The organism is Aeromonas sp. QDB62, assembly GCF_027705695.1.
GTDB classification, from domain to species: Bacteria; Pseudomonadota; Gammaproteobacteria; order Enterobacterales; family Aeromonadaceae; genus Aeromonas; species Aeromonas allosaccharophila.
Genome location: NZ_JAPDCD010000061.1, coordinates 1 through 17028, shown reverse-complemented (window position 1 = coordinate 17028; position 17028 = coordinate 1). Strand labels below are relative to the sequence as shown.

15 protein-coding genes are annotated in these 17028 nt (G+C 61.0%); 6 read left to right on the top strand and 9 right to left on the bottom strand.

Features of this window, described 5'->3' with window-relative positions; genetic code table 11:
• Window positions 1–119: 119 nt before the first annotated feature.
• Window positions 120–659 (top strand): gamma carbonic anhydrase family protein, encoded by a 540-nt coding sequence (locus OKC27_RS20900; RefSeq protein WP_182938640.1) that lies wholly within the window; start codon window positions 120–122, stop codon window positions 657–659.
• An 88-nt stretch (window positions 660–747) separates the two neighbouring features.
• Here OKC27_RS20900 and polA read toward each other — a convergent pair whose 3' ends face one another.
• Window positions 748–3504 (bottom strand): DNA polymerase I, encoded by a 2757-nt coding sequence (gene polA / locus OKC27_RS20895; RefSeq protein ID WP_182938639.1) that lies wholly within the window; start codon window positions 3502–3504, stop codon window positions 748–750.
• Window positions 3505–3903: 399 nt separating this feature from the next.
• Here polA and elbB point away from each other — a divergent pair, with 399 nt between their 5' ends.
• Window positions 3904–4554 (top strand): isoprenoid biosynthesis glyoxalase ElbB, encoded by a 651-nt coding sequence (gene elbB / locus OKC27_RS20890; protein ID WP_182938638.1) that lies wholly within the window; start codon window positions 3904–3906, stop codon window positions 4552–4554.
• Between the two features lie 72 nt (window positions 4555–4626).
• On the opposite strand, the gene OKC27_RS20885 is transcribed toward elbB, so the two are convergent.
• The 4 genes from OKC27_RS20885 to fieF form a co-directional block, all read right to left on the bottom strand.
• Entirely contained in the window at window positions 4627–4836 is a 210-nt protein-coding gene (locus OKC27_RS20885) for a cell division protein ZapB (protein WP_033136398.1), read from the bottom strand.
• Window positions 4837–5082: 246 nt separating this feature from the next.
• Entirely contained in the window at window positions 5083–6363 is a 1281-nt protein-coding gene (locus OKC27_RS20880) for a hypothetical protein (protein WP_182938637.1), read from the bottom strand.
• A 20-nt stretch (window positions 6364–6383) separates the two neighbouring features.
• Complete coding sequence (cysE, locus tag OKC27_RS20875; protein ID WP_042061151.1) at window positions 6384–7163, bottom strand: serine O-acetyltransferase; 780 nt, start codon at window positions 7161–7163, stop codon at window positions 6384–6386.
• A gap of 8 nt (window positions 7164–7171) precedes the next feature.
• Window positions 7172–8083, bottom strand: coding sequence for a cation efflux pump FieF (fieF, locus tag OKC27_RS20870; protein WP_182938636.1), 912 nt, complete (start codon window positions 8081–8083; stop codon window positions 7172–7174).
• An 85-nt stretch (window positions 8084–8168) separates the two neighbouring features.
• Here fieF and OKC27_RS20865 point away from each other — a divergent pair, with 85 nt between their 5' ends.
• From OKC27_RS20865 to trmL, 3 genes are all read left to right on the top strand, one after another.
• Complete coding sequence (locus tag OKC27_RS20865) at window positions 8169–8864, top strand: response regulator (RefSeq protein ID WP_042061153.1); 696 nt, start codon at window positions 8169–8171, stop codon at window positions 8862–8864.
• A complete protein-coding gene (locus OKC27_RS20860; protein WP_197970784.1) occupies window positions 8846–10216 on the top strand; it encodes an ATP-binding protein in 1371 nt (456 codons plus the stop codon). The genes OKC27_RS20865 and OKC27_RS20860 overlap by 19 nt, the downstream gene beginning before the upstream one ends.
• Before the next feature lie 74 nt (window positions 10217–10290).
• Entirely contained in the window at window positions 10291–10755 is a 465-nt protein-coding gene (gene trmL / locus OKC27_RS20855; protein WP_182938635.1) for a tRNA (uridine(34)/cytosine(34)/5-carboxymethylaminomethyluridine(34)-2'-O)-methyltransferase TrmL, read from the top strand.
• Between the two features lie 13 nt (window positions 10756–10768).
• Here the strand turns inward: trmL and OKC27_RS20850 are convergent, their stop codons facing one another.
• The 4 genes from OKC27_RS20850 to lexA all read right to left on the bottom strand — a co-directional run bounded on the left by OKC27_RS20850 (window position 10769) and on the right by lexA (window position 14290).
• Window positions 10769–12058 carry an MATE family efflux transporter gene (locus OKC27_RS20850; protein ID WP_232093647.1) on the bottom strand — a complete coding sequence of 430 codons (1290 nt, stop codon included), beginning with the start codon at window positions 12056–12058 and terminating at the stop codon, window positions 10769–10771.
• Between the two features lie 74 nt (window positions 12059–12132).
• Window positions 12133–12759 (bottom strand): SCO family protein, encoded by a 627-nt coding sequence (locus OKC27_RS20845; RefSeq protein WP_270806662.1) that lies wholly within the window; start codon window positions 12757–12759, stop codon window positions 12133–12135.
• Window positions 12760–12967: 208 nt separating this feature from the next.
• Complete coding sequence (locus tag OKC27_RS20840; RefSeq protein ID WP_019446524.1) at window positions 12968–13183, bottom strand: hypothetical protein; 216 nt, start codon at window positions 13181–13183, stop codon at window positions 12968–12970.
• A 483-nt stretch (window positions 13184–13666) separates the two neighbouring features.
• On the bottom strand, window positions 13667–14290 hold the full coding sequence (lexA, locus tag OKC27_RS20835; RefSeq protein WP_033136389.1) for a transcriptional repressor LexA: 624 nt from the start codon (window positions 14288–14290) through the stop codon (window positions 13667–13669).
• Between the two features lie 204 nt (window positions 14291–14494).
• Between lexA and plsB the strand changes: the two genes are divergently transcribed.
• Window positions 14495–16918, top strand: a complete 2424-nt coding sequence (gene plsB / locus OKC27_RS20830; RefSeq protein WP_270806661.1) for a glycerol-3-phosphate 1-O-acyltransferase PlsB — start codon at window positions 14495–14497, stop codon at window positions 16916–16918.
• Window positions 16919–17028: the final 110 nt, after the last annotated feature.

The window sequence follows — 17028 nt, the reverse complement described above, 5'->3', positions numbered from 1 at the left end:
ATAAAATTGCAAAAAAGGGCACTTTTTTAGTTATTCATATCCAACCACAGCTTTTATACAAACTTATCCACAGAAACAGGTTCCGGATTGCTAGAATGGCAGAAAACAAGGAGGCCAAGATGGACTTGCGACTGAGACCCTACAAGGGAAAACGCCCGCAACTGGGCAAACGGGCATATGTAGATCCCTGCGCGACACTGGTGGGCGATATCGAGCTGGCCGACGATGCCAGCATCTGGCCCATGGTGGCGGCACGGGGAGATGTGAACCATATCCGCATCGGCGCCCGCAGCAATATTCAGGATGGCACTGTGCTGCACCTTACCCGCAAGAGCGCTAGCAACCCTGACGGCTATCCGCTGCTGATCGGTGAAGATGTCACTGTGGGTCACAAGGCGATGCTACACGGCTGCACTATCGGCAACCGGGTGCTGGTCGGCATGGGGGCCATCATTCTGGATGGGGTAGTGGTCGAGGATGACGTGATGGTCGGCGCAGGTTCGCTGGTGCCACCGGGCAAGCGACTCGAATCGGGCTTTCTATATATAGGTAATCCCGTCAAGCAGGCTCGTCCGCTCAAACCTGCCGAGATCGCGTTTCTCAAGACCTCGGCCGACAACTATGTCCTGCTCAAGGATGAGTATCTGCAAGAGACCTGATAGGACAGGCAGAAACAGGAAGCCCGGCATGATGCCGGGCTTCGCTTCTTATATAGCTATGTAGCCGTGCAGAACGGCTGACCGGAAATCAGTGGGCCTGATCCCAGTTATCGCCGGTGCCCGCTTCAACCAGCAGCGGCACATGCAGTTCGGCCGCCGCCGACATCTTCTCCTTGATGATGGCGGTGTACTCCTCCAGCTTCTCTTCGCGGATCTCGAACACCAATTCATCGTGTACCTGCATCAGCATACGGATCGACTCATCTTCGATACCGCAGATCCAGCTGTCCACGTTGATCATGGCACGCTTGATGATATCGGCAGCAGTGCCCTGCATCGGGGCGTTGATCGCCGCCCGCTCAGCCGCCTTGCGCAGACCGGCGTTGCGGGACTTGATGTCCGGCAGATAGAGGCGGCGGCCAAACAGGGTCTCGACATAGCCCTGGGCTTCCGCTTGCTGGCGGGTGCGCTCCATATACTCCAGCACGCCCGGGTAACGTTCGAAGTAGAGATCCATGTACTTCTGCGCTTCGGCGCGACCGATCCCCAACTGCTTGGCCAGACCAAAGGCACTCATGCCGTAGATAAGGCCGAAGTTGATCGCCTTGGCGCTGCGGCGCATGTCGGTGGTGACCGCATCGAGCGCCACGCCGAATACCTCGGCGGCGGTCGCCTTGTGGATGTCCTTGCCCTCGGCAAAGGCAGTCAGCAACCCCTTGTCACCGGAGAGGTGCGCCATGATGCGCAGCTCGATCTGGGAGTAGTCCGCCGCCACCAGCTTGTAACCGGCGCTAGGAATGAAGGCCTGACGGATCCGGCGCCCCTGCTCGTTGCGCACCGGGATGTTCTGCAGGTTGGGATCAGATGATGACAAACGGCCCGTGGCCGCCACCGCCTGATGATAGGAGGTGTGTACCCGCCCGGTCTGCGGCTTGATCATCAGCGGCAACTTGTCGGTATAGGTGGACTTGAGCTTGGCCAGACCGCGATGTTCCATCAGGAGACGCGGCAGCTCGTAGGTCTCCGCCAGCTCGGCCAGCACCTCTTCTGCAGTGGACGGCGCTCCCTTGGGAGTCTTTTTGATGATCGGCAGGCCCAGCTTGGTGAAGAGGATCTCCCCCAGCTGCTTGGGCGAGGAGAGGTTGAACTCCTGCCCGGCCAGCTCGTGAGCCTGCTTCTCCAGCTCCGCCAACCGCACTTCGATCTCCTGACTCTGCTGGTGCAGCAGCTTGGGATCGATGGTAGTGCCGAGCAACTCCATCCGCGCCAGTACCGGCAACAGCGGCAGCTCGATCTCACTAAATACCTTGGCGAGGCCCGGCACGGCCTCCAGCTGACCCCACAGGGTCTGGTGCAGACGCAGGGTGATATCGGCATCTTCTGCCGCATAGGGAGCGGCCTGCTCCAGCTCGATCTGGTTGAAGGTGAGCTGTTTCACCCCTTTGCCCGCGATATCTTCAAAGGAGGTGGTCTCGACCCCGAGATAGCGTTTGGCCAGCGAGTCCATGTCGTGGCGACTGGCGGTGGAGTTAAGCACGTAGGATTCGAGCATGGTGTCGTAGGCGATACCTTGCAGGTCGATGTCGTGGTTGAGCAGCACGTTGCGATCGTACTTGAGGTTCTGTCCCACCTTGAGACGGGTCGGATCTTCCAGCAGCGGCTTGAGCTTGCCCAGCACCACGGCTTCGCTCAGCTGCACCGGCGCCCCGAGATAGTCATGGCCAAACGGCACATAGGCGGCCTTGCCCGGCTCAACCGCGAAGGAGACGCCGACGATCCGCGCCTCCATATAGTCGAGACTGGTGGTTTCGGTATCGAAGGCAAACAGCGGTGCCGCTTTCAGCTGTTCCAGCCAGCCGTCAAACTCGGCTTCGTCCAGAATGCAGCGGTAGTCGGTTTCGATGGCGGCAGCTGGAGCAACAGCGCCATCAGCTGCTTCTTCCTGCCCGGCGCCCTCATCACCACCGGACTCCAGCTCCTTGATCAGGTTGCGCAGCTCGTATTCGCGGTAGACCGCCAGCAGGGACTCCTTGTCGACCGGCTGGAGCTGCAGTTGCTCCAGACTCTGTTCCAGCTCGACATCGGTCTTGATGGTCGCCAGTCGATAGGAGAGACGAACCTGCTCTTCCTGCTCGCGGAACTTGTCGGCGAACGCCTTGGAGCCACGAAAGCCAAGGGCGGCCACCTTGTCGAGGTTGGCGGCAATCTCGTCGATGCTGCCAATCCCTTGCAGCAGGGCCAGCGCGGTCTTCTCGCCGACACCGGTCATGCCGGGAATGTTGTCGACCTTGTCCCCCATCAGGGCCAGATAGTCGATGATGAGCTCGGGCGGTACGCCGAACTTCTCGATCACCCCTTCCCGATCGGTCTTCACATCTTTCATGGTGTCGATCAGGGTGACATGGTCGGAGACCAGCTGCGCCATGTCCTTGTCGCCGGTACTGATCAGCACCGGCAGCTGCTTCTCGGTCGCCTGGCGGGCCAGGGTGCCGATCACATCGTCAGCCTCGACGCCTTCGACCATCAAAAAGGGGAAGCCCATCGCCTTGATCATCTGATGGATGGGGGCGACCTGGCTGCGCAGATCGTCCGGCATGCTGGCACGGGTCGCCTTGTACTCGGGATAGATGTCGTCGCGAAAGGTCTTGCCCTTGGCATCAAACACCACGGCCACATGACAGTCAGGATATTGCTTGCGCAAACTGCGCATCATGTTGGCCATGACACGGACGGCGCCGCTCGGCAAACCGGTCGATGTGCGCAGATCAGCCTGCTGGGAGGCGAAGAAGGCGCGGTAAAGATAAGAGGAGCCGTCGACCAGAATAAGGGGATTGCTAGGGGCCATGAAATCGTCCTGCCAGAGATAAACAGCCGCTAGGATGCCACAGGGCCCCACTCACACCAAGGGGCGCAGCAACAGCACAAAACGCCTGATAAAGGGACTCAAGCTGTGGATAACTCTGTGTTCAAAAATGGGGCGCATCAGGGCGCACAGTGACAAAGCTGTGCATAATAATATAAAAACCACTAAAAACAATAACTTGAAATCTCTAAAACCGATCGCAAGACAGTTAGAATGATCTCGATCAATGTGGAAAAAGATTTAAGGGAGTAGGTACGGCAGGATCCAAAACGAAACAATCCTAGCACAGCAAGATGACTTGACCAGCGGATGGCGAGCGATAACCATACAAAAGTACAACAATCCATCTTGGCTCACATTTTCAACAACGAGGAGTTTGCCATGAAAAAAGTGGCCGTGATTTTGAGTGGCTGCGGTGTCTTTGACGGAGCCGAAATCCACGAGGCCGTCATCAGCCTGCTGGCGCTGGCCCGTCAGGGAGCCGCCGTCCAGTGCTTCGCGCCGAACGTGGCGCAGCTCCATGTGATCAACCACCTGACCGGTGAAGTAAGCGAGGGAGAGAGCCGCAACGTGCTGGTCGAAGCGGCCCGCATCTGCCGTGGCCAGATCAAGGATGTGGCCGAGCTGGATGCGGCCGATTACGACGCGCTGCTGGTGCCCGGCGGCTTTGGCGCTGCCAAAAACCTGTGCGACTTCGCCATCAGGGGCGCCGAGTGCCAGATCCAGCCCGATGTACTGAAAGCGTGCCAGAGCTTTGCCAAGACCAACAAACCGGCCGCCTATATCTGCATCGCACCCGCCATGATCCCGCTGATCTATGGCGCCGGGACGCTGGCGACCATCGGCCATGACGAGGGTACCGCCAACGCCATCGAGGCGATGGGCGGCAGCCATCTCAACTGCCCGGTCAACGAGTTCGTGGTGGATCAGGAGCGCAAGGTGATCTCCACCCCCGCCTACATGCTGGCCAACAATATTGTCGAGGCGGCAGACGGCATCGAGAAGACGGTCAAACAGCTGCTGGCGCTGTAATTCCCTGACCGCCAGAAACAGACGGGCCGCTCATGGAGCGGCCCGTTTTCAATTCTGCCTGAAGGCCATGAATTAGATGGTTTCGCCCATCTGATCCATTTTGCCCAGCAGGGCACGCAGACGCTCCTGCCATGCAACGTGCTCGTTGCGCAGCTGATGGTTCTCGTCTTGCAGCTTGCTGTTCTGCTCTTTCAGCTCGTCCAGCTCCATCTTCAGCAGGGAGATGTTGTCGACGGCGGATTGTACTTTGGATTCGAGTTGCTCAAGGACTTCTAGTGACATATGCATACCTGTTTGTTCAATTGCGATGCCCCACAGAGGGCGATTCAAGCGCGTGAAGCCAGCATACCCCGAGCGCATCGGCACAAACAAGCCAGTGCGCTGTAAAATGCGCCTTCCATAGATGTATTGTCTAAATATGCGTCTATTTTTCTCGCATCCTGCGCCCGAGCCGCGACAACACACTGAACCGTGCGTAAAAGGCCCCGCCACCAACGCATCATTGACGCCATCCTGATGACTCCGACCTTATCCCTTCAAGGCGATATAAGCCCCCAGCAACAGACAGGCGACGACATACATCAGCAGGCCGTAGAGCAGGTTCCAACGCAGGATCAGCCCGGCACTGAGGTTATAACGGGAGGCCAGCGCCAGATTGGATCCGGAGAGCGGGCTGGTGCCGGTGGCAAGCCCCCATCCCAGCAGGAAACACATGCCGAGCAGGCTGGGATCCGGCGCCAGCGGCCAGAGCAGCGGCGCCAATCCGGAGATACTGATGAGCGGATGCACCCCGACGATGGCCACCAGCAGGATCAGCAGCAGAGTGAGGGATGCCTCAAGCCAGCCAAAGTGGTTGAACAGCGGCAGGCCGTGGCCCGCGCCGAGATCGATGACCGACAGCGCACTGTTGATGCCGGCTGCCAGCAAACCGGCCCCCAGAAACAGCACCAGCTGACCACCGATGGCGGGGAAGCGCTCCACCACCTGCCGCTTGAGGGCCGCCTTGCGCCCGACCCTCGGCATAAAGAGCAGCGCCAGCAGCGGCGCCACCAGCGCGATCACCGCCAGAATGCCGAGCTGGGGCCAGATCTGCTTGATGAGGAGAACCAGCAGCGCCAGCGTGACCGGCAACCCCAGCGTCTGCAGCCTCAGCGGATAACCGGCAAAGTCGGCCACTCCGATCCGCTCCACCTGCCAGGCGGTCAGCCCCATCGCCAGCAAGGCGGCGAGGATCCCGAACGGCAGAATATGGGAGAGCTGCAAACCCGGCGCATAGGTGAGCGCCACCGCCATGGCGACAAAGAAGGGTGACCAGAAGGCAGCGGCACAGAAGATCCGGCTAAGCACCATCACCTGACGCCTCTCCAGCGTGCCATTGCGCTCCAGCCGATCGCCGATGATGAACAGCACCGAGAGGTTGATGACCGCTCCCAGTAGATTGAGGCTGGCCATGGTGCTCCACAGCCCCTTGCGCCCGGTCCAGGAGGTGGTGCCGGTCAAGAGACCCGAGGTGGCGAGGTTGAGGGTGCTCACCGCGGCAAACATGGTGAGCATATTGATGTTGGGCAGCAGCCAGTCACCGGCGCTGAGGGTCGCGCCCCGCCACCAGGAGAAGATCAACAGCAACAGGGCGGCGCCATAAAGGGCCAGCGCCTGCCGCTTGGCGGCCCCCACCAGCCAGGGCCAGGTGAGCAGTGACGCCCCCCAGGCCGCGATGGCCGCGGGCCAGGGGGAGAGTCCCAGATAGAGATGCAGCAGGTTGAGCAGCCACATCCCCAGAATCAGATAACCCGACCAGCGTTTGGCCATCGACGCCTCCGGTCAGGAGATCAGAGACACTGATCCATATCCAGTGAAGGCTTGTCGCACTCCGGACGGCCGACGATCTTGGCGGGTACGCCAGCGACAGTGGTATGAGGCGGCACCGGGTTGATCACCACGCTGCCTGCGCCAATTTTGGCACCCATGCCCACTTCGATATTGCCGAGCACCTTGGCGCCCGCCCCTATCATCACCCCTTCGCGGATCTTGGGATGGCGATCGCCACTCTCCTTGCCGGTACCGCCGAGGGTCACGCTCTGCAAGATCGAGACATCATCTTCAATCACCGCCGTCTCGCCCACCACGATGCCGGTGGCATGGTCAAACATGATCCCCTTGCCGATGCGGGCGGCCGGGTGTACATCCACCCCGAACACCACCGAGATCTGGTTTTGCAGATAGAGGGCCAGCGAGCGGCGCCCCTGACGCCACAGCCAGTTGGCGACCCGATAACCCTGCAGGGCATGGAACCCCTTGAGGTAGAGCAGCGGGGTAGAGAAGAGATCGACCGCCGGATCGCGCTCCTGCACGGCGCAGATGTCGGCCGCCACTACCGCCAGCAGCTCGGGCTCGCTGCGCAGGGCCAGCTCGATCACTTCGCGCAGGGCGATGGCGGGCATAGTGGCGCTGTCGAGCTTGTTGGCCAGCTGGAAGCTGAGGGCCGATCGCAAATTCTTGTGATTGAGAATGGTGGAGTGGAAGAAGCTGGCCAGCATCGGCTCCTGGGCCGCCATGCACTGTGCTTCTTGCTGAATTTTGTGCCAGGTTTTGGCAACCAGTTCATCCATGTTGCAGCCTACTGTTGTTCTGGGTGAGGGCTCTGTTGTTCTTTTGTCAGCACCGAGATGGGGTCCATGTGGATGATGACATCCATCCGCTCGAATGCCTGGCGTACCGCCAGTTCGGCTTCATCGGCGATCTGATGGGCCTTGACCAGGGGGATCTGATCATCCAGTTCCAGATGCAACTGTACGAATCGGGTCGGCCCGGATTGACGGGTGCGCAGGTCATGTACGCCGTGTACACCTTCTACGGCACAGCAGAGCGCCATTATTCTCGCTTGTTCTTCGGCTGGCAACTGACGATCGAGCAGGGCCTGCACCGACTCGTAGCCGATGTGTCCCGCCCCCCACAACAGGAACAGCCCGATCAGGATGGCAAACAGGCCGTCGGCCCAGTACCACCCCTGCCCCGCCAGCACCAGCGCCAGCAAGACACCGGTATTGAGCAGCAGATCGGAACGGTAGTGCAGCATGTCGGCCTTGATGGCCACGCTGTTGGTCTTGCGAATGACCAAGCTCTGGAAGCTGACCAGCAGCAGGGTCAGCACGATGGAACCACCGCTGACCCAGAGACCCGCCTCCAGCCGCTCGATGGGCGCCTGCTTGAGTAGCGACGAGATACCGTGCATCACCAGCAGCAGCGCGGAACCGGAGATAAAGGCTGACTGAATGAGGCCCGCCAGCGACTCTGCCTTGCCGTGACCGAAACGGTGTTCGTCATCGGCGGGGGCCAGCGCATAGCGAATGGCCAGCAGGTTGATGATGGAGGCACTCACATCCATGAAGGAGTCGGTGAGCGATGCCAGCAGGGTCGACGAGTCGGTCATCAGCCAGGCGATCAGTTTGCCGATGATCAGCAGGGTGGCGGTGGTGACCGCCGCCATGCTGGCAAAGGTAACCCAACGGGAATATTGTTGATGGCTCAAAACCGGCTTTCCTCTGGCGATGAAAAACTTATTATACCCTGACCCCGGCGTCAGTTTGGCGCGAAAATCTGCGGAATAACACCAGATGAACAGAATACTCCTGGTCGACGACGATCTTGAATTGACCCAACTGCTCACCGAAATTCTGACCCTGGAGGGATTTCAGGTCACGGTCGCCGAGGATGGTGAAGAGGGGCTGCAACGATTGGCGGAGCAGAGCTTCGATCTGGTGCTGCTGGATGTGATGATGCCCAGGCTCAACGGCTTTGCCATGCTGACCAAGCTGCGCAAGACCCACGACACCCCGGTACTGATGCTGACCGCCCGCGGTGACAGCCAGGATCGGGTCAACGGTCTGGAGGCTGGCGCCGACGACTATCTGGCCAAGCCGTTCGATGATAGGGAGCTGCTCGCCCGCGTGCGCGCCATCCTGCGCCGCACCCAGAGCGCCCCGCCCCAGCGCGGCAACTCCTCCGACGAAGTCCACTTCATGGATATCGTGCTGCAACCCGGTCTGCAGCAGGCCCGCTGCGGCGAACAGCTGCTGGAGCTGACCGCCACCGAATTCGGGCTGCTGGAGTGCCTGCTGCGCAATCCCGGCCAGATTGTCAGCAAGAGTCACCTCTCCGAGCAGGTGCTGGGCAAGAAGCTGGAACCCTTCGATCGGGCCATCGACATGCACCTGAGCAACCTGCGCAAGAAGCTGCCGGACCGCACCGATGGCCAGCCCCGCTTCAAAACCGTACGGGGGCGCGGTTACCTGTGGCTAGAGCAAGAATAGAGCGCATCAGCTCCCTCAACGGGATCTCGACCCACATCTTCCTCTGGTTCTGGCTCATGTTGCTGGTGATCCTGGCCGCCGTGATCAGCCTGCCGACCCTGGATCCCCGCAACCAGATCCCGCTGCCGACCCACGAGGTGGCGCGGATGCAGAATAATGTACAGGCCCTGCTCAACGCCGCCGATCCGGATCAGGATTTCGATCTGGCCAAGGCGATGGACAATATCGCCATGCTGCCGGTGGATAACGTCTATCTGCGCGATGAGCGGGGACAGATCCAGTCCACCACCCATCCGCGCAAGTTCGTGGTGCGCTTCATGGTGGATGCCGACGACCCGGCCAACCCCATGCTGGGCAACGAGGATCGCAAGGCGATCGCTGGCCCCTTCCTGATGGAGCACCACGGCCATCGCTACCACGTCTATTTCGGCCTCAATGCCGAGAACCCCTATCTGTTCCTGTTCATTCAGGTGCTGGATCACCCAATCCGCATTCTGGGCATCTCGATGCTGGTCAGTACCCCGCTCTGCCTGCTGCTCGCCTGGCGGCTGACCCGCCCCATCCTGCAACTGCAAAAGTCGGTCTCCCAACTGGCGGCTGGCAATCTGGAGGTGCAGATCCCCAATCTGGGACGGGGCGACGAGATCGGCCAGCTGGCGGATAACGTCAGCCGTATGGTGGAGACGCTCAAGAGCATGATCCAGAAGCAGAAACAGCTGCTTTCCGATATCTCCCACGAGCTGCGCAGCCCCCTCACCCGGATGCAGCTGGCGCAGGCGCTGATCCGCCGCAAGCAGGGTGACAGCGCCGAGCTGGCGCGGATCGAATCGGAGATCGGGCGGCTGGACAAGCTGATCGGCGATCTGCTCGATCTGTCGCGGGTGCAGCAGCATGTGGAGGCGCCGGTGATGCACCCGCTGGCCGACCTGCTGGAACCCATCCTCGAAGATGCCATGTTCGAAGCGAACCAGAGCGGCAAGCAGCTCAGGTTGCCGCCGCTGCCCGCCGAATCGATCCAGATGTGGCCCGAGCTGCTGGCCCGGGCGGTGGAGAATCCCCTGCGCAACGCCCTCAAATATGCCCGCGAGTTCATCAAGGTGGACTGGTATCGGGAGGGGCAGGAGTGGGTGATGAACATTCGGGATGACGGCCCCGGGGTGCCTGACGAGCAGCAGGCGCTGCTGTTTCAGCCCTTCTTCCGGGTCGATGACGCCCGCAACGCCAAAACCGGCGGCACCGGGCTGGGGCTGGCCATCGCCTCGGAGGCGATCCAGCGCCACGGCGGCACCATTGCGGCCAGCAACAATCACCCCACCGGGCTGACCATCACCATCCGCTTGCCCATCGCCTGATCCTTTTCATCCGGACGGGCGCTGGGTATGCTGGCGCCCCTTCTTGGCTTTACATCTCTTTGCAGGAACTCGTCATGCTCGATATCGTCCTCTACCAGCCGGAAATTCCGCCCAACACCGGCAATATCATCCGGCTCTGCGCCAATACCGGTTACCGGCTCCATCTGATCGAGCCGCTGGGATTTGAGTGGGATGACAAGCGGGTAAAGCGGGCGGGACTCGACTATCACGAGTTTGCCGAGGTGAAGCACTGGCCGAGCTATGAGGCGTTTCTGACAGCCGTGGCGCCCAAACGGGTGTTTGCCTGCACCACCAAGGGCCGCACCGCGCACTCGGCAGCACAATATGCCCTTGGCGACGCCCTGCTGTTTGGCCCGGAGAGTCGCGGCCTGCCCAGCGAGATCATCGAGAGCCTGCCGTTCGAGCAGCGGCTGCGCATCCCTATGGTGCCCCAGAGCCGCAGCATGAACCTCTCCAACGCGGTATCGGTGTTCGTCTACGAGAGCTGGCGCCAGCTCGGCTACGACGGCGCCATGTAAGCGTCATCGCGGCTCAGTGGCGGGCGTCGAGCAGATGCCCGCTGCGCTCCAGCCGCCAGCAAGTAACCCCCAGCGACAGACCGCGCCCCACCATCAGCGCCGCCATCGCCGCCCATAACGCGGCCACGCCCCACGACTGACAGAGCCACCAGATCGGGAAGAAGCCGCCAAACGCGGCCAGCAACATGCTGTTGCGCATCTCCCGCGCCCGGGTCGCCCCGATGAACACCCCGTCCAGCAGGAAACACCAGACCGCCAGCAACGGCATGGCGATCAGCCAGGGAAGCTGACGATTTGCCTCCGCCACCACCGCCGGGATATCGGTGATCTGCCCCACCAGCCAGCTGCCCAGCAGGGCAAACCAAAAGGTAAATGCGGTCGCAATCAGGGCGGCCCAACCCAGATTGAGCACGATGGCCTCCCGCAGTTTCTGTCGATCCCGCAAACCGATGGCTCGCCCGACCATGGCCTCCACCGCATAAGCAAAGCCATCGAGCCCGTAGGAGATCAGCATCAGGAAGTTGAGCAGCACCGCATTGGCGGCCACTGCCACATCCCCCAGCCGCGCCCCTTGCAGGGTCATAAAGGCAAAGCAGAGCTGCAAACAGAGGGAGCGCAGGAAGATATCGCGGTTGAGGCCGAGCAGCCGCACCATGGGCGCAAGTTGCCGCCAGCGCTGCCAGCCATCCTGCCACACCGTCGGTGCCAGTTGCCGCAACTGACGGCGCACCAGCCAGATGCCAGCGGCCAGCGCGCAGTAGTCCGCCATGACCGAGGCCGCCGCCACACCCCGCACCTGCCAGCCGAGCCCCAGCACAAACAGGGCGTCGAGCGCCATGTTGACCAGATTGGTGAGGATCAGCATCACCATGGGGCTGCGGGCATCCTGCATCCCCAGCAGCCAGCCCATGATCACCAGATTGCAGAGCGCCGCCGGGGCGCTCCAGATCCGCAGCGCGACGTATTGGCCCGCATAGAGCTGCACCTCGGCCGAGCCACCACTCAGGGCGATCAGCCGTGGCAACAGGGGAAAGAGCAACAACAGCAACGCCAGACCGAGGGCAATGGCCAGCCCCAGCGCCCGCAGCAGGGTATCGAGCTGGGCACGACCGTCGGCGGCGCCGTGCGCCTGCGCCGTCAGCCCGGTGGTCGACATCCGCAAGAAACCGAGCAGCCAGAAGATAAGGTTGATCAGGGTCGCACCGACCGAAACGCCCCCCAGAAACCAGGCCTGACCAAGATGACCGATCACCCAGGTGTCCACCAGCCCCAGCAAGGGGGTGGTGATATTGGAAAAAACCATGGGCAGGGCGAGCGCAAACACTGCGCGGTGGCGAGAGGGATCTCGCCACCAGGGGGCAACAGCTGGGGTCACGCTCAGTGGCCTGTCAGCTTCAGAATGCGGGAGAAGTCAGAGAGCATGGTGGCCATCTGCACCCGTGGCACCTGACCCGGCGCCACTTGTGGGCGGAATACCGCCTGCAGCTTGCCCGTGGGATTGATGAGCACGATGGAGGCGGAGTGATCGATCAGGTAATCCTTCTTCCCCTGATTGGCGATGGAGTAGATCAGCCCCAGATTGCGCACGAACGGGAACAGCTTGTCGTGGGGGGCGGTGGCCGCCTTGAACTCGGGATTGAAGAAGGCGGTATAGGTTTTTAGGCGTGGAATGTCGTCACGCTGGGGATCTGCCGAGATAAACACCACCTGACTGTCGGGCGCCATCTTCTTCAGCTGATCATAAACGGATCGCATATCTGCCAGGGTGGTGGGGCAGATATCGGGGCAGAAGGTGTAACCGACGAACAGGAAGGTCCAATGCCCCTTCAGGTTGGCAGGGGTGAACGGCTGGTTGTCCGCATCGGTAAAGGCGAAATCGTTGATATCCCGCCCCGCTGGATAGTAGTCGGCCTGCTGTGGCTGCTCTGGCTGCGTGGCGCAGAACGCAAGGATCAGACAGGCTGTCAGCAGCAGAAAGAGCAGGGGATAGCGGAGCTTCATCATAACAAGAGACCCTTTCAGTTCGAGGCAGATAGCCAGCAGTGACCGGACAAGAGGGGGCATTGTACCCCAGCGAGTCACCAAGGGGGGTCAACCTTGTGCAACACCCTGTCAGGAGTCGACCATTTGGCACAATTGATCGCCAGTTGCGGCCATAAAAAAACCGGCACTTCGGGTGCCGGTTATGGGTGCATTTGTTTGTATCTTCTGCTCAGGGGCGAGCGTTGCGCCCCTGCTGCAACATCTTGCCGATGGCCCGCACGCCGATGGGAATGACGGGGGCCAGCCAGCCCTCTTCCCCCTGGCGATCGCCGTGACCTCGCTTGAACAGCAGCACCAGACGCACCACCTTCTCTTTCGGGCATCCCAGCCAGAGCGTCCAGTGCGACCCACGATGGTGCAACCAGAGACCGTAGAACCAGGTCATCCGGCTCCCTTTGACAAAACGGGTAATAGACGATTCCGCTGGCGCAGTCGCAGCCTCTGAATCCCATGGCGATCTTGATGCCATACCAGTCCTCCTTGACCGACAGGTCATGTTGCTTCGTCGGCCTGAACTGGCGTCAGGCCCGTCACGACTCTCTGCAACCACTACGAGTGGTCCCCTCTGCCCGACCAGGCTCGGGATCTCCCCACTCCCCCTTCATATCCCGTGAAGGTGTACTGCCCGATTCTCGTTATTGCCGCCCCTCCCGTCACGGCGCATTGCGGTTGCCAGAGGGAGGCGCCAAGCCCCATCTCGGCGACAGGGCACTGATCTGAGCATATATCTGAAATGGATGATTGGTAACCGATTGCACGGGACAAAATGCTGCCGCCGATGATCTGTTTGATATGACAGGGAAAGTGCGCCAGAAACAGCACGGCCTCCCGAAGGAGGCCATGTGGCAAACGCAGTTGGCGGGGACGATTACATCCAGTCGGCGTTGCGGATCACCCCGACCGCCAGCCCTTCGATGGTAAGCTGCTGGCAAGAGAGATCCACCTCTATGGGGGCGAGCTCTTCGTTTTCCGGCAGCAGCCATACCTGACTGCCCTTGCGCTGGAAGCGCTTGACGGTGACATCCTCATCGAGACGGGCGACCACCACCTGACCGTTGCGCACCTCCTGGGTCTTGTGCACCGCCAGCAGGTCGCCATCCAGAATGCCGATGTTCTTCATGCTCATCCCCTGCACCCGCAGCAGAAAATCAGCGCGCGGATGAAACAGGGCGGGATCCACCTGATAGTGGCTCTCGATATGCTCCTGCGCCAGGATGGGTTCACCGGCGGCCACCTTGCCGATGAGCGGCAGGCCACTCTCTTCCAGCACCTCTTCCTCTTCGAGCAACAGGCGAATGCCGCGGGACGTGCCCGGCATGATCTCGATGACCCCTTTTTTGGCCAGGGCCTTCAGATGTTCTTCGGCCGCATTGGCCGACTTGAAACCAAGCTTTTGGGCAATCTCGGCACGAGTCGGCGGCATGCCGGTCTCGCTCATGTTCACCTTGATCAGCTCCAGCACTTCGGCCTGGCGGGGGGTAAGGGGTTTCATAGCATTGGCACCTGTCTTTTTATACAGCACACTGGCAGTATATACAGTGCAGTGGCCAAGGCAAGGCGCAGCTGACATTTGTCGCAACCAACCCCTCATTTACTGCTGTTTTGATCCTGCGCAGCCGACTCATCGTACCTCTCGGCGACAAGGGGCTGCCGATTTGCTATGCTCACGCCGCATTTTTTTGGAGAGCAGACGCACATGTCCCTAGGACAGAAGATTTCCAGAGCCATCTTGCAATGGCCGGTCAGCGGCTTGGTCAATCACAAGAGCCTGCCGGAAAATCCCATCACAGAACTCAATCTGGATCCGGCCAGACCCATCGTCTATGCCCTGAAAACCAGTTCGATCACCGACCTGATGACCCTGCAGCAGTGCTGCGAGGATCTCGGTCTGCCCGGCCCCTTCACGCCGCTGGAACTTAACGGCCAGCTGCTGCCGCGCTATGTCTGTCTGGATCGTCCGCCTCCCCTGTTTGGCAAACGCAGCAAGCCGCTGCCCTTCCTGCAGGAGTTCCACCAGTTGCTGGATCTGCACAAGCAGGATCCCGAGCTGGATATCCAGGTGGTGCCCGTCACCCTGTTCTGGGGCCGCGCTCCGGGTCGGGAAGGGGAAGAAGCCTCCGGCCTCAACATCATCAGCAGTCTGGCGCCAAACCGGCTGAAGAAGGCGCTGATCGTGATCCTCAAGGGTCGCGAGAATCTGGTGCGCTTCTCGCCGCCGCTCTCCCTGCGCCATATGGCCGACAAGCACGGCACCGACGAGGCGATCGCCCACAAGCTGGCGCGAGTGGCCCGTACCCACTTCAGCCGTCAGCAGCTGGCCGCCACCGGCCCGAAACTGCCGAACCGCAACCTGCTGTTCAAACAACTGCTCGACTCCGCGGTGATCCAGCAGGCGATTGAAGAGGAGGCCCAGCGCGAGGGCATCAGCCTCGAGAAGGCGCAAAAGCGCGCCCATGGCTACATGGACGAGATCGCCTCCAACTTCTCCTACCGGCTGATCCGCCTTGGCGAGAGCTTCCTCGGCTGGCTGTGGAACAAGCTCTACCGCGGTTTGTCGGTCAATGGCGCCGAGAAGGTACGCCAGCTGGCTCAGGAAGGGCACGAGATCGTCTACGTCCCCTGCCATCGCAGCCACATGGACTACCTGCTGCTCTCCTACGTCATCTACCACCAGGGGATGGTACCGCCCCATATCGCGGCGGGCATCAACCTCAACTTCTGGCCGGCGGGCCCCATCTTCCGCCACGGCGGCGCCTTCTTCATTCGCCGCACCTTCAAGGGCAACCCGCTCTACAGCACCGTATTCCGTGAATACCTCAACCTGCTGTTTGCCAAGGGTTACTCGGTGGAATTCTTCACCGAAGGCGGTCGCTCCCGTACCGGCCGTCTGCTGCCGCCCAAAACCGGCATGCTGGCGATGACCCTGCAGGCGATGATGCGCGGGCTGGACAGACCGGTCACTCTGGTGCCGGTCTATCTGGGCTACGAGCACGTGATGGAGGTGAACACCTACCACAACGAGCTCAAGGGCAGCCGCAAGGAGAAGGAGAGCTTCCTGCAGGTGCTCGGCATCCTGCGCAAGCTGCGCAACTACGGCCGTGGTTTCGTCAACTTCGGCGAACCGCTGACCCTCAACAGCTACCTGAGCGAACATATTCCCGACTGGAAAAAACACATCGGGGAAGAGGAGCGTCCGGAGTGGATGGCGGGCACCGTCAACGATCTGGCCGAACGGCTGATGACCCGCATCAACGATGCGGCCGCCGTCAACGGCCTGACCCTGAGCGCGCTGGCGCTGCTGGCTGCCGAGCACCACGCCCTGACCCGCGACGAGTTGCAGGCCCAGCTCAACACCTATCTGGATCTGCTCAAGGCGGTGCCTTACAGCCCGCAGAGCACCATTCCGGATGAGGATGCCAAGACCCTGCTGGATCAGGCGATGGAGCTCAACAAGTTCGAGGTGAGCGAGGACAAGCTGGGGCAGATCATCAGTCTGGACCGCTATCAGGCGATCCTGCTGACCTACTACCGCAACAACATCCTCCACCTGTTCGCCATGCCCTCTCTGGTAGCCGCGTTGATCGAACGGTGCGAGGGGATCTCCCGCAGCGAGATCATGGCCCGTTGCATCGACATCTATCCGCTGCTCAAGACCGAGCTGTTCCTGCGTTATGAAGAGGAGGAGCTACCGGCGCTGGTCGACAGCCTGCTCGACGCCCTGCAGACCCAGCAGCTGATCGAGACCCGTGATGGCGGCTACTGGGTCAATCCGGCCAACCAGATGCGGCTGCTGCTGCTGGCGGAGAGCATTCAGGAGACCCTGCAACGCTACGCCATCGTACTGACCCGGGTGCTGGCCCAACCTCATATCGAGGCGGAGCAACTGGAGGCGGACGGCCTGATGATGGCGGAGCGCCTCGGCACCCTGCACGGCATCAACGCCCCCGAGTTCTTCGACCAGAAGCTGTTCAGCACCCTGATCCACACCTTGCGCAAGGAGGGTTACCTCTCCCCCGAGTGCAAACCGGATCTCGGCCGCTTCCAGGCGCTGGCCGACAACATAGTGCCGCTGCTGAGCAACAAGATCCGCCGTACCATTCAGGCGGGCAACCAGCTCTAATCTGCAACGCAAACAAAGAAGGCCGCATCATGCGGCTAATGCCAGTCAGTTAAGCCTGACTGGCATTGTTTTTATTGGCTTTTTTCACACTATACCTCTGGGGCCTTGGC